General features: G+C 41.7%; 9 protein-coding genes. 2 read left to right on the top strand and 7 right to left on the bottom strand.

Going from position 1 to position 14,264, the window contains the following annotated elements; all coding sequences use genetic code 11:
- The first annotated feature begins 57 nt into the window (after window positions 1–57).
- Complete coding sequence (locus OA91_RS20925; protein WP_063339717.1) at window positions 58–780, top strand: GIY-YIG nuclease family protein; 723 nt, start codon at window positions 58–60, stop codon at window positions 778–780.
- Window positions 781–879: 99 nt separating this feature from the next.
- Here OA91_RS20925 and OA91_RS20920 read toward each other — a convergent pair whose 3' ends face one another.
- From OA91_RS20920 to OA91_RS20900, 5 genes are all read right to left on the bottom strand, one after another.
- Window positions 880–2,226: a class II 3-deoxy-7-phosphoheptulonate synthase gene (locus OA91_RS20920; protein WP_063339716.1), complete on the bottom strand. Its 1,347-nt coding sequence runs from the start codon at window positions 2,224–2,226 to the stop codon at window positions 880–882.
- 56 nt (window positions 2,227–2,282) lie between these two features.
- Complete coding sequence (locus OA91_RS20915) at window positions 2,283–2,894, bottom strand: helix-turn-helix domain-containing protein (protein ID WP_046019829.1); 612 nt, start codon at window positions 2,892–2,894, stop codon at window positions 2,283–2,285.
- Between the two features lie 154 nt (window positions 2,895–3,048).
- Window positions 3,049–10,869, bottom strand: coding sequence for an Ig-like domain-containing protein (locus tag OA91_RS20910; RefSeq protein ID WP_063339715.1), 7,821 nt, complete (start codon window positions 10,867–10,869; stop codon window positions 3,049–3,051).
- Window positions 10,870–10,965: 96 nt separating this feature from the next.
- A complete protein-coding gene (locus tag OA91_RS20905; RefSeq protein ID WP_063339714.1) occupies window positions 10,966–11,388 on the bottom strand; it encodes a TIGR01244 family sulfur transferase in 423 nt (140 codons plus the stop codon).
- A 23-nt stretch (window positions 11,389–11,411) separates the two neighbouring features.
- Window positions 11,412–11,690 carry a peptidylprolyl isomerase gene (locus OA91_RS20900; RefSeq protein ID WP_063339713.1) on the bottom strand — a complete coding sequence of 93 codons (279 nt, stop codon included), beginning with the start codon at window positions 11,688–11,690 and terminating at the stop codon, window positions 11,412–11,414.
- Between the two features lie 110 nt (window positions 11,691–11,800).
- On the opposite strand from OA91_RS20900, the gene OA91_RS20895 reads away from it, so the two are divergent.
- The gene (locus OA91_RS20895; protein ID WP_063339712.1) at window positions 11,801–12,598 is read left to right on the top strand and encodes a response regulator transcription factor; all 798 of its coding nucleotides are present in this window, start codon (window positions 11,801–11,803) and stop codon (window positions 12,596–12,598) included.
- Window positions 12,599–12,655: 57 nt separating this feature from the next.
- Here the strand turns inward: OA91_RS20895 and mutT are convergent, their stop codons facing one another.
- On the bottom strand, window positions 12,656–13,039 hold the full coding sequence (gene mutT, locus OA91_RS20890; protein ID WP_063339711.1) for an 8-oxo-dGTP diphosphatase MutT: 384 nt from the start codon (window positions 13,037–13,039) through the stop codon (window positions 12,656–12,658).
- Entirely contained in the window at window positions 13,039–14,259 is a 1,221-nt protein-coding gene (gene argJ, locus OA91_RS20885; RefSeq protein ID WP_063339710.1) for a bifunctional glutamate N-acetyltransferase/amino-acid acetyltransferase ArgJ, read from the bottom strand. The genes mutT and argJ overlap by 1 nt, the downstream gene beginning before the upstream one ends.
- Window positions 14,260–14,264: the final 5 nt, after the last annotated feature.

Below are 14,264 nucleotides of genomic sequence, written 5' to 3'. Positions count from 1 at the left end.
GGCAGGTGATGTTGTATTTTATGCTATTCAAAAGATAAATCGAAAGAGGCAGCGATTTTGGTCGTTTTTAAAATTACGAATAACGAAACAAACAAAAACTATATAGGGACGTCATTCAATGATGCCTTTCAACGCTTTGAGCAGTATGTTGATGCGGCTGGCGAAGGCTTAGACTTCCCTTTGTATGAAGATATTCGTACCTATGGTGCAGACTCTTTTTCTGTAGAAGAGCTTTACGAAACAAATGATAAAGAAGAGCTTTACGAACTTGAGCAAGATTATGTTGCTATATACAGTGGTGTAAGCTTACGTGGTTACAAAATTGGTCAATCAACTGCTAAACCCGTTTTCACAGGTTTTGGTAGCAAAGCTAAATTTGATGCTAACGGTGTATCTACGGCTGAAGTACCTAAGAAGACGACACGTAAAACAGCAAAAAAAGCTGAACCAAAAGCGGCAGCACCTACTATTGCTAAGAAACCAAGCTCACTATTCGGTGAGTTAATTGGTGAAGATCGACTAGACAGCCCTTCTTCAGCAACATTTGAAGATGTGAAAAAGCCTTCAACTATCAGTCGCCCTAGCACAAAGAGCAAAGCACCTAGCAAAGCCAGCATCCAAAAGATGCTACGTGAAGCAGAAAAAAGCGCTAAGCAAGAGCGTGAAGAAAAGCTAAAATCTGCTCAACAAGATCAAGCAGAAGAAATGGCTTTAATCATGGCTAAAATCGATATGACTTCTAAGTCTGCTACATCTGCATTTCGTCGTAGAAAAAGCTAAATATTCGCTTTTCTAAGCCAAATAAAAAGCCCAATCTACTAAATTAGATTGGGCTTTTTTAATGCTCATCAACTGGCGATTAAAGCTTAAACCATAAGATCAGGCGCGTGCTTTTTTCAGAGTATCCGAAATTAAGAAAGCAAGCTCTAAAGATTGATCAGCATTTAAACGTGGATCACAATGAGTATGATAACGATCTGCAAGATCAGCTTCTGTTACTTGAAAAGCACCACCAACACATTCAGTCACATTTTGGCCCGTCATTTCAAAGTGAACACCACCGGCATAGCTACCTTCAGCTTTGTGTACTTCAAAGAACTGCTGAACTTCACGTAAAATACTATCAACGGCACGTGTTTTATAGCCATTTGATGCTTTTACAGTATTGCCATGCATAGGATCACTACTCCAAACAACCTGTTTACCTTCACGTTCAACAGCTTGAATGAGTTTTGGCATACCCTCTGCAACTTTATCAGCTCCCATACGCACTATGATATTTAAACGACCCGCCTCATTTTCAGGGTTTAATGTATCTATCAAGCGAATTAGGTCTTCAGGATCCATTGTTGGCCCAGCTTTTACACCGATAGGATTTTTCACACCGCGCAAGAATTCAACATGCGCACCATCTAACTGACGGGTACGATCACCAATCCATAGCATATGTGCAGAGCAATCATACCAATCACCCGTCAAGCTATCTTGTCGAGTCAAAGCTTCCTCATAAGGTAACAGCAAAGCTTCATGAGACGTATAGAACTCTGTTTCTCTTAGTTGAGGCACACTAGAATCAAAGCCGCATGCTTCCATAAACTGTAGAGATTCATTTATTTTATGAGCAATTGCTCCATAACGCTCACCCGCGGGGCTATTTGCAACAAAGTTAGAGTTCCACTTTTGCACTTCATGTAAATCTGCAAAACCACCTTGAGCAAAAGCGCGCAAAAGGTTCATCGTTGCTGAGCTTTGATTGTAGACGCTCAATAAACGCTCAGGATCAGGCACACGAGCTTGTTCTGTAAAATCAATACCATTAATGATATCGCCACGATAACTTGGCAATTCAATACCATTAATAGTTTCAGTATTTGCTGATCTAGGCTTAGCAAACTGCCCAGCCATACGACCAATTTTGACTATTGGACATTTACCTGCATAAGTCAGAACAACTGACATTTGCAACATAACTTTAAATGTATCACGAATGTTATTTGCGTGAAACTCAGCAAAACTTTCTGCGCAATCACCACCTTGGAGTAAAAATGACTTTCCTTGCGCTACTTTTGCAAGGGCACTTTTCAATTGACGCGCTTCACCTGCAAACACTAGAGGAGGCATTGCTGATAATTTATCTTCTACCGCTTTCAATTGCGCTAGATCTGGATAAATTGGCTGTTGTAATGCTTCTTTTGCTCTCCAACTAGTGACATCCCACTGACTCATATTCTCTTCAACCTTCTAATTCACTTTCTCTTTTTACATCTTTAATTTAGCAGCATCTAACGTGCTACTACCCACAATATTTCTGCATCTTCTTCCGACAAGGACACAAGCGCATGCCCCATCGCAGCATCATAATACACGCTGTCGCCTTCTTTTAGTTCAATCGGTTGATAAAATTCTGAGAAAAAATTTATTGATCCATTTAGCACCAACAAAAATTCTTCACCATCATGCCTAACCCACTCTTTAAACTCTTCAAACTGACGTGCTCGCACTTTAGTTTTAAAGGGAACCATTTTCTTACGACTAATAGAAGGATTTAATAACTCATGCTCATAAGTCGCTGTTGGATGAGGTTCTCCCGAACCTTTTCGGGTAATATCACGACGTCCAGCAATAGAGTTTGGTGTGGTTTCAACAAATAGCTGAGGTAAGTCCATACCTAAGCCTTGTATCAACTTTTGTACGATCGTAAAACTTGGTGACACTTGATCATTTTCTATTTTAGATAACGTCGATCTGGCAATGCCAGTACGCTTACTAACTTCTTCCAATGTCCAGCCTTTACTTAAACGAATTTCTTTAACTCGCTTACCTAGCTCCAATGGTTCTACAAAATTATCTGGCTCTGCTGCTTTAGCCGTTTCAAGCGATGGTCGACTTACCATAATACACCCTTAAACAATCAAGAGATAAAGTGTACTAAAAGTCTCGCCGTTAACCTATCCAGAATTAGTCTTTTTATCACCACATAACGACAAAGACCTGCTAAAAGCAGGTCTTTGTCTTACTAACTCAACTATTTATAGCAAGTAATAGTAATTAACCATCAATATTAATCGTATATTCCTGATCATTATAAATGATTGACACAGAGTCAGAACTATCAACTCCACCACTATTATTTGAATCAAAGTCTGAGCTATTACCAAAAGAAGCTACATCTGAACCATCTACTTTCACAGCGCCATCAGTCACACTCACATGACTAGATAAGAACTCTGCAATAGCATCGGTGGAAGCATCCGCTCCCGGAGCATCAGATAAACCTTCAAGCAACTCAGTAATGTCTAATGAATCTTCTCCGGCATTGAAATCAGTAATGGTATCTGACGTATCTTCAAGGATAAACATATCAGAGCCAGTTCCACCCGTTAAAGTATCGCTACCTGAACCACCGGCTAATATATCGTCATCAGCACCACCAGATAATGAATCATTACCACCTTCACCGATAAGAATATCATTGCCTGCATCACCTAATAGGGTGTCATTGTTCTCACCACCATAAAGAAGGTCAGAACCGTCTCCACCGTAAAGCTCATCATTACCTGTACCACCTTCAAGTAGATCTGAACCATCTCCACCATAAAGGTCATCGTTATTAGAACCACCTTCTAGCCAGTCATCGCCATCACCGCCTGAAAGCAAGTCATTACCACTTTGACCAATTAGGTGATCGTTATCATCTCCACCATAAAGGTCATCATCTTGAGAACCACCATCTATGTAATCATTACCAGCTCCACCATCGATGTAGTCGGAACCTGATTGACCAGAAATATGATCATCACCACCCTGACCATAAACAGCGTCTGCTTTAGACCCACTATCAATGATGTTGTTGTCATCATCCCCATAAACAGTGTTTGATTTCCAGTCATTAGTTACAGATTGATTACTACCATTTTGACCATATGAAGCACTATCTTGAGTAAATGCTGCAACACTATCTTCTAAACTCGCGACAGTCTCAACAAATGCAACAGAACCATCAGCACTCACTCCTGAAGTAGTAGTATGAGTCGTAGGATATTCATTACCACCTAATGCATTGTAAGTTGCCCCGCCATCATCAGAAAGCTGCACATCTAGCACATAAGCACCACCTTGATCCCAGTAAACAATCTCTATGCTATGTTCACCATCAGAAGCAATAGTAAAAGTTTCTGTTCGTGTTGTTGGTGACTGGTTAAAATCTGCTGACGCCACGACAACACCATCAACCACAATTTGATAACCATCATCTGCATATACTTTGATGCTATATGTACCAGCATCTAGTGAAACGTCACCAGTCATATATACAACAGCGTCGCCAGTCTCAGTACTAGGGTTAGTACTTAAACTTGCAGCATCGTTGCCTAAGAAGTTCTCTAAATTAGTTCCTCGACCTAAATCACCACTTCCATAGTTATAGCTAATTTCCGTTGCGGTAAAGGTTGCAGTAGATGAGTTAGAATTAACAACCGACATAGCATCAGCAATATCAGACAAATTACCATTCGTAGAGTCATCATAAGCGAAGTATTGACCACTTAAGCCAGCAATAGTCGTTGTTGAACCTTCAACGTTAACGGTTTGTGTAACAGATTCATTTGTTCCACCTTCAGAACTTGTCACGCTAACCGAAACATCAAAGCTATCGGTTACATCACCAGTATCTAACTGCAAACCACTAATTTGTGACTCAGTAAGTGAGTAAGAACCATCCTGATTGGCGCTAATGGCATTACCATCACTACCCAATAAAGAAACGCCAGTTGGCAATGCTGCAATTGAGTAGGTTAAAGTTTCACTACCATCATTATCGGTTTGTGCTGCAGTAATCGTAAGGTCTCGAACAGAACTACCAGAATCAAGAGTCGCTTGAATATTTGACACATCAACTTCTTCATTACTGCCCGTACTATCAACACTAAACTCAACTGCTACCTGGCCATTACTATCTAGTACAACTGAATAACTATTGCTCTGTGATTGCGATGCACTATCGCTCTGACTATAAACAAAGCTTTCTAATAACGAACCATTTGCAGATACTTCATAACTATCCGCGTAAGTACCACTTGATTCCCAACCACCTGAAATTAACGAATCAAAAGATAATGTTACTGTCTGCCCTGCATTCTCTACACCAAAGTCTAAAGTACGAGTTTGACTAACTTCAGATGAAGTGTTGAGGCCTAAATCACTCACGTTTGAGCTAGTTAATGTCGTACTTTCAGAACTAGCATCACCTAGAGTGACAGTTAATGTCGGTATATCAGCGACTGCACTAACATCTATATCTAAGGTTGAAGTATCGTTTGTGTTTGTTGTGTAGGTAATTTGTGGCACATCACCAGACCAGTCTTCAACCGGTGTAAAGCTGTATGAGCCATCTGCATTAATAACAATATCACCAACATTATTAATCGTAACCGTATCACCCGAATTAGCGGTTTGACCATCAACAGAGAATGTTGAAACGCTAATCACAGAATCAGTAATATCGTTAGCAAGCACACCTTGAGCAGCATCAACAGAAACAACAGTATCTTCACTTGAAGAGTATGAGTCAGCAACAGTGACAACGTCATTTTCAACATCAATACTCAGCGTATTAACAACAGTGTCTCCGTCATTATCAACCACAGTATAAGAATAAGTGAGTGTTTGAGCCCCACTTGACTCAACCTGAGTAACGAGAGCATTTGAAGCAGTAAAGGTATAAGTGCCATCACCATTAATAACAAGCGTACCATTAGTATCAGTGGTTGTTACCGCAACAACAGAGCCACCATCAGCTCCAGCATCTAGATCAAGCGTTCCTGACACAGATTGATTCTGCGCTGGTGCATCGATATGTGCGGTTAACGCATAATTACCAGTCGCCCCTTCAGCCGTACTAATAGTAGTAACCGTATTATCATTTGAGTCAGTAAAGCCTTCAATCACCACAGTATATGTTTGACCATCAACAACAACGTCCACACTTTGTGTTGTAATTGTTACCGTATCATCTGTATTACTTCCACTGTTTGAAGTTGCATCATGTGCAATAGCTAATGCAATTGTGACCGCGGTAGTAGTACCGTTTATTTCAAGGTCAAATGTCATGTCTAAATCAGCAGACTCTAATGAACTCGTGCCACTTGAAACAGCGGTATTAATATGTGAAAAGTTAAGCAAATCAAAACTCTCACCACTTTCTACATTTGAACCAGTATTTGAAGTAATTGCACTATCATCAGTCATTGATAATGATGAAGCACCAGAATCACCTATTCCCCAAGCAATACTGTCTATCAATGCATCGGAATCATTATCGGTTTCGGTCACTTCATTTTCATCCGGCGCATAAGTGGTATAAGAGAAGCCAGCCTCAAAGTTCTTAACTACAATAGTATCTGCACCACTAAGAGTGAGATTAGCCGAACTAGTCACAGCATCAGGTGAGTCATCTTCAATCGTTACACTTACCGTTTCAGTTGTCTCATTAGTACCATCACTGACAACGACATCAAGATTAAAACTTAATTCATCTTCTTGTGTATTATCTGCGTGATCAACAGCCCCACTCAAGGTTGTTGTATACGAAGCATTACCATTAACATCAGGGTCTGTCGAGACGATACGAATAACTTCAACACCCGCAGCAGTACCAATTAAGGTATTAGTGCCATCTCCACTCCAAACGATATCTACACCGTTTGATGTCAGAGCATCGGTTGGCTCACTTAAGGTAATGGTTAAATTATCATTTTCGACATCAGACACACTAAAGTTCGACGTGATACTAGTAAGGTTCGTTGTATCAGAATTCCCACTTGTATCTGTATTAGCGCCTGCAAGCCCTTCTTCAGATACTCTTGTATCAGACAGTGAAGTGATAATAGGAGCACTGTTAGAGGTATCTAGATCCAACGTATCAGTTGCTGTGCTTGTATTGCCTGCATCATCTGTTACGAGAGCGGTGACATTAATAGTGCCATCAGTTAAACCACTAAGGTCTGTATCAGGCACTGTCCAAACACCACCAACCAGAGTAGCTGTCGCTGTCACACTCATATTATTCGAGTCAGTAAAGGTAACGACGACACTATCAGCATCATTATCTACACCAGATAGAGTTACTGACACATGAGTAACTTCTGATTCATCTGTTTCTTCATCAGTGGCTGCAACTGTAACACTAAAGTTATTATCAACATCCGCTGAAGTATCTACCGTATGAGTGGAAGCGCCTGTGCTACTAACAGTATTTCCTGCAGCATCACTTGAGCTAACAACCACATCGAACGACGTGTCTAATGACAAGTCACTGCCGTCCACATCAACAGTCCAGTTGCCATTTTGATCAACTGTGGTTGAGTAGCCTTGGCCATTTATCGTCATGGTCACGGTATCGCCTGTTGCGATATCGCCACCTGATGCCATACCAGACACAGCAATGGTCTCACCGCTTTCAGTTGCGTTAATCACATCATCCGACGTAATAGCGTTAACCCCTACTGAACCCGCTGTTGCTGAGGTATCTACCGTATGAGTTGAAGTGCCAGTGCTATCAACAGTGTTGCCTGCTGCATCACTTGAGCTAACCACCACATCAAACTCTGTGTCTGCTACCAAATCACTGCCGTCCACATCAACAGTCCAGTTGCCATTTTGATCAACTGTGGTTGAGTAGTCTTGACCATTGATTGTCATGGTCACAGAATCGCCAACTGATATGTCACCGCCAGTAGCCGAACCAGATACTGCAATGGTCTCACCGCTTTCAGTTGCGTTAATCACATCATCGGAAGTAATTGCGTTAACAGATACAACACCTGCATCAGCAACAGTATCTTTCACAATGGTTTCAGTAAATGAGTCTTCTGTATTACCCGCAGGGTCAGTCACATTAACAACTACAGATAATGTTCCATCAAGTAATGCGGCTACATCTGTAGTCACTTCAAAGTAGTCCTGGTCAACCATAATGTCTCCACTATCAATAGTGATTTCATTACCTTGAGAGTCAGTGATAGTAATAGAATTGACTGTTCCTCCTTGCTCGAAGAAACCACCAATCAACATATTCCCTTGTTCATCAAAGTTGACAACATTATCTGAGTCAGAAGCATTATTATCTTCTACGAAGACATCAACATCAGCGAATAGGTCTACTTGATACACTTCACTGCTAGTTGCAGAGAACTCATTACCGGCATCATCAGTCCCTGTAATCGTTGCTATAATTGTCGGGTTAGAGAGCGAGGTATTCGCTAAAACTGAACCCAATACTTCTACTGTGTACAAGTAATTTCCAGATTCATTCTGATCACTTGAAACTGCTGCACTACCAATCTCAACACCATCTAAAGTAATGGTTACAATATCTCCAGGTTCTGCATCATTGCCCACATAACCAGTAATAGGTACTAATACACCAGTAGCAGATTCACTCGAGTTAATAATGCCATCCGTTGTAATTGCATCAATATCAATTTGGCCAACTGCGATAGTATCTACCGTATGAGTTGAAGAGCCTGTGCTTTCGACTGTGTTTCCGGCCGCATCGCTTGACTCAACAACCGCATCGAACGCCGTGTCCGCTGCCAAGTCGCTACCTGCAACATCCACTGTCCAGTTGCCATTCTCATCAACTGTGGTTGTGTAGGTGTTATTGTTGATCGTCATGGTCACAACATCGCCTTCTGCGATATCGCCACCTGTCGCCGTACCTGTCACCGCGATGGTCTCGCCGCTTTCAGTCGCGTTGATCACGTCATCAGAAGTGATCGCATTCACGGTCACTGTACCCGCTGTCGCTGAGGTATCTACCGTATGAGTTGAAGAGCCTGTGCTTTCGACTGTGTTTCCGGCCGCATCGCTTGACTCAACAACCGCATCGAACGCCGTGTCCGCTGCCAAGTCGCTACCTGCAACATCCACTGTCCAGTTGCCATTCTCATCAACTGTGGTTGTGTAGGTGTTATTGTTGATCGTCATGGTCACAACATCGCCTTCTGCGATATCGCCACCTGTCGCCGTACCTGTCACCGCGATGGTCTCGCCGCTTTCAGTCGCGTTGATCACGTCATCAGAAGTGATCGCATTCACGGTCACTGTACCCGCTGTCGCTGAGGTATCTACCGTATGAGTGGACGTTGCTATTCCGGTGTAAGTGTTGCCTGCAGAGTCTTGCCCACTAACACTTGCCTGGAAAGAAGTATCTTGCGCTAGATCACTACCTGCAACATCCACACTCCATGTTCTGTTTGCTGCAACGGTAGTGGTATAAGTTGTGCCATTCACCTCAAGCGTAACAGTATCACCAGCTTGAGCATCAAAACCAACTCTACCCGTAACCGAAACGGTGCTTTGGCTTTCAGAGGCATTAATGATGTCATCAGAAGTAATTGAATCAACGCGAATTGTCGCTCTCGCAGAAGTATCTACAAAATATTTCTCGGTTGAATCTGCTGTTCCTTCTTGTCCAATATCATTGGTAACAACAACACTAGCGTCCACAGTTGTATCAGAATCAGCAGATAAAACAGATCCAGGTACACTAATCGCAAAGGCACCATTTACAAGGTTACCAGTATAGTTTGTCCCATTAACTGTCAGCGTAACAACGCCAGAATCAAATTCATCACCTGTTACATTGCCAGTAATAACAACGTCTGCCGCAACCTCTGTCGCATTAAGAATTGAATCATCAGTTATTGGGTCTATATCTAGGTTAACTTGAAGAGCTGAACTATCAAGTGTATGAGTGGAAGACCCTGTTGAAGAGACTGTATTACCCGCTGCATCACTTGAACTTACAACGGCATCAAATGCTGTATCAGCAGCTAGATCACTACCAGCAACATTAACTGCCCATGTATTATCTCCAGCAACGCTTGCTGTATAGGTTGTTCCATTGATAATCAAAGTAACTGTATCACCAGATGATATATCACCACCTGTCGCTGTACCTGTTACCGACACAGTGCTAGAAGCTTCTGAGGCATCAATAACATCATCAGATGTTATGGCATCAACTGTCACCGTGCCTGCGACAATTACTGTATCAAGAGTGAATGTATCACCGACGGTTGTGATATTACCTGTAGCATCTGTTACCACTGCAGTAACATTCACTGTACCATCATTAAGACTACTAATGTCAGTCGCGCCTGTACTCCAAACACCACCGACTTGGGTTGCTGCAACTGATATTTGGTTAGTACCATCAGTATAAGTAACCGTAATACTAACAACATCGGCATCTACACCTGTAAGTGTTCCAGAAACACTAGAAGCTTCAACTGCATTTACAAAGCCAACATTAGCACCACCAACACCAACGGCTAAATCACCACCTTCATCAGCGGTTTGATCTGCATTCGCTTCTATTTGACGGGTATTATCTTCCTCTTCAGGGAAGGCATTATCGGTATCATAACCGTATTCAGGTAGACTAAAGGTATTATCACGAACAACATCAACATCAGTGGCAATACCTTGCTCTGCTGACGTTTCACCCGCTGCTGGAGCCTCTTGTATTTGAGTGGGGTCGAGACCCGCTATTATGGCCTCTCTTAGAGCTTCGGCTTCTGCAGCCGCTTCAGCAACTAACTCTTCACTTTCCTTTTCTGTAAAGACTTCATCAGTAAGCTCAACTATCGACTTGTTACCAATAACAATATGATTGCCATCAATAAACTCAATGACAGCACTGCCTGATCCCTGTGAAACCACAGTTTCACCGTAAAAGACAGGGTCTCCAACTTTTAGCACTCGCTCTTGGCCATCAATTGATTGGGCTCTTACACCGCCATCAATCTGCAAAACAAAGCCAACTGCTTTACCTAATGTCGCAAAAGTTACTTGTCCATCACTCATTTTTAGCACCTAAGTCATAATAGTTTTACCATTACCCTCCAAAATAAACGATCTGGCTATAAAAACTATTGTACCTAGGTACTAACAAACAAATTGTTACTCAGATTTGAAAGCCTGCATCGCTGGCAAACAACGAGTAAGATCAAACCCTTTTGCATTTACCTCAACAACAAGCTGATCAAATGAAGCTGTTTCTTGATTATTTAACACCCATAACACTGAAGATCGGGTACCAGTACGACAGAAAGCTAAAGTCTTTTTGCCTTTTGCTACTACATTTGACTGAACATCAAGTTCACTCTGAGATAGTTTGGAAAGATCGACAGGGTTATAGATGTATTCCACACCAACAGCAGCCGCTTTAGCCGCTAAATCTTTAGATAAGGGCTGCCCCTCAGACTCATTATCAGGGCGGTTATTAACGATTACCTCAAAACCTTGCTTGAGATACTTCTCTATATCTGACTCAGTAATTTGTGGCAGCACAAAATAACTATCAGATAATTTAATTGGATCCATATATTTTCACCTTAAACAAAAAATTAATTACGATATAAAACCTTGATTAAATGAAAGCCGAATTGCGTCTTAATCGGCCCCTGCACTTTTAACAAGGGTCCGTTAAAAACAGCTTTATCAAACGCTTTCACCATATCCCCTTTTCTAAACTCCCCCAAGTCGCCACCCTTTTTTCCAGATGGGCAAGTTGAGTATTTTTTAGCAAGTTGATGAAAGTCACCACCCTTATCTAACAACGCTTTTACTTTTTCACACTCTGTCTTTGATTTAGTCAAAATATGACATGCACTTGCAGTAGACATACAAAACCCTTAAACGCGTTATCAAAAAAAAGCATTTTAACCTAATTGAAAAGATCAAATATATGATAACGTAAGCAGCAAAATAGTTATTAAGCATAGAGACAATAGAAATGAGCGACTTAGTAGGCATACAAGATCTATCCATCTTATTAGTTGAACCTTCAGATGTTCAACAAAAACTTATTCATAGAACATTACAAGAAATTGGCGTCAGCCAAGTGGAAACAGCCGCTTCGATTTCCAATGCACTCAACATACTTGAAGATTATCAACCAGACTTAGTCATTAGCGCCATGTATTTTGATGACGGCAACGCAGATGATTTCCTACAGAAAATCAGACACAACGAAAACACAGAACACCAAGCCTTTATGCTTATTTCTAGTGAGCGCAAAAAAGCTTACCTAGAACAATTAAGACAGTCAGGTGTTCTCGCTATACTACCAAAACCCTTCTCTTCCGATGCCATTACACGTGCATTAAAAGCCACAATAGACATCATAAGCGAAGACGAAATAGAACTTGAACTGTTTGACACTAGACTATTAAGAGTACTTATTGTTGACGATAGTCGTTTAGCTAGAAAACACATTAGCAGGGTATTAGACGGCATGGGCATCCAAGAGCCCAAGCAGGCTGAAAATGGAGTTGAGGCAATAGAACTCCTTCAAAGCGAAGCCTTTGATTTAATTATCACTGACTACAACATGCCAGAAATGGATGGCAGAGAATTAACAGAGGCAGTAAGGAACTCAAGCGAATTTTCACACATCCCTGTCCTCATGGTTAGCTCAGAAGCAAACGAAACACACCTTTCAAATATTGCCCAAGCTGGCGTCGATGCCATTTGTGACAAACCTTTTGAGCCAGCCACAGTGAGACAGCTACTTTCACAAATCATGTCCTAAGCATCACTTTAAGAATGATAAAAAAACGGCCTTTCGGCCGTTTTTTTTATTTAGCACTTACCTAGCAAGCAATTTATTAACCACTTGTTTATTTGCCTCAGGAAAATCGAGCTCAGCCAGTTCAGATAAATTAAACCAAGCCACCTTTTGCCCCTCATTACCTTGAGCAACGCCATCGAAAAGCTCAACTAAAAAGAAAGACAGACTAACCTTTTTATCACCGTAATCATGCGTCAAACTCTCAAACAAAACAGGATTTTTTGGTGTAATCGCAATTTCCTCTTGCAACTCTCTGATCAAAGCTTGCTCAGGCGACTCGCTTGCTTCACATTTGCCCCCAGGAAACTCCCACAAACCACCTTGATACAGATGCTCAGCACGCTTAGCTAAAAACACTTTACCTTCACTTAATATAATCGCTGCTGCGACCTGAATAAGCATTAGGTTCGATACTCAGCATTAATTGTCACATACTCATGAGACAAATCTGTAGTCCAAATACGATCTAGGCATTCACCTCGACCAAGAACGACCTTTATCTTAATCTCTTCTGGCGTCATAGCCTGTTGACCTAACTCTTCAGTATAACTTGACGCACGCCCACCATTTTCAACGATCTGTACATCATTGATATAAATTTGCACACGATCAACATCAAGCTGCTCAACACCAGCGCGACCAACAACCGCCAAGATTCGCCCCCAGTTAGGGTCTGAGGCAAATAGAGCTGTTTTTACTAAAGGTGAGTGGCCAATTTCGAAAGCAACCTTTGTCGCCTCTTCCACAGAAGCAGCTGCTGCCACCTCAACCTCAACAAACTTAGTTGCACCCTCTCCATCTCGAACAATAGCATGAGCAAGCTCTTGCATAATTGAGGTTAACTCAGCAACAAACAACTTAGCCAGATCACTTTGATCATCAACTATTTGCTCATTCCCAGCCTTTCCTGTTGCAATCAGAATACAAGAATCGTTCGTCGAGGTATCACTATCAATCGTAATTCGATTGAAACTCTTGTTAGTTATATCTCTCAACAACCCCTGCAAAAAAGTGGGTTCAACATTCATATCCGTAGCAACAAAGCCTAACATGGTGGCCATATTTGGCTTAATCATTCCAGCACCTTTAGAGACACCTGCCAATGAATAAGTGTTTCCTTCGAAAGTAAACTGCCTAAAGGCACCTTTAGGTCGAGTGTCAGTCGTCATGATACCACTAGCAACATCTTCCCATGAGGTTTGACCAAACGAATCAACAAGCTTAGGCATGGCCTCAACAATTTTCTCAATCGCTAACTTCTCACCAATAACACCAGTAGAAAAAGGCAGTACCTGCTCAGTTTTCAGTCCACTTACATCAGCCATAGCAGAACACATCAATTCAGCATCCAGCATCCCTTGCTTGCCAGTACCCGCATTCGCATTACCTGTGTTAATAATTAGCATGCGACTTTGAGTCAGTGCCAAATGCCTTTTCGAAACCGTAACAGGCGCAGCACAAAAAGCATTAAGTGTAAAAACACCCGCAACAGAAGCGCCCTCACAAACCTCAAAAGCAACCAAATCTTTTCGTGATTGATATTTTATACCTGCTTCAGCAACACCAAGACGAAGACCATCAATCTGAGCTATAGAAGGGAAAGTACCATTACCTACTGCCATCTCAC

The organism is Marinomonas sp. SBI8L, from assembly GCF_001624705.1.
GTDB lineage: Bacteria > Pseudomonadota > Gammaproteobacteria > Pseudomonadales > Marinomonadaceae > Marinomonas.
The sequence above is the reverse complement of the archived record's forward strand: the minus strand, read 5'-3'. Positions and strand labels throughout refer to the sequence as shown.

Coding starts and splice junctions, on each gene's coding strand:
- OA91_RS20920 (WP_063339716.1), bottom strand. CDS start 2,226: ATGAGTCAGTGGGATGTCACTAGTTGGAGAGCAAAAGAAGCATTACAA.
- OA91_RS20915 (WP_046019829.1), bottom strand. CDS start 2,894: ATGGTAAGTCGACCATCGCTTGAAACGGCTAAAGCAGCAGAGCCAGAT.
- OA91_RS20910 (WP_063339715.1), bottom strand. CDS start 10,869: ATGAGTGATGGACAAGTAACTTTTGCGACATTAGGTAAAGCAGTTGGC.
- OA91_RS20905 (WP_063339714.1), bottom strand. CDS start 11,388: ATGGATCCAATTAAATTATCTGATAGTTATTTTGTGCTGCCACAAATT.
- OA91_RS20900 (WP_063339713.1), bottom strand. CDS start 11,690: ATGTCTACTGCAAGTGCATGTCATATTTTGACTAAATCAAAGACAGAG.
- OA91_RS20895 (WP_063339712.1), top strand. CDS start 11,801: ATGAGCGACTTAGTAGGCATACAAGATCTATCCATCTTATTAGTTGAA.
- mutT (WP_063339711.1), bottom strand. CDS start 13,039: ATGCTTATTCAGGTCGCAGCAGCGATTATATTAAGTGAAGGTAAAGTG.
- argJ (WP_063339710.1), bottom strand. CDS start 14,259: ATGGCAGTAGGTAATGGTACTTTCCCTTCTATAGCTCAGATTGATGGT.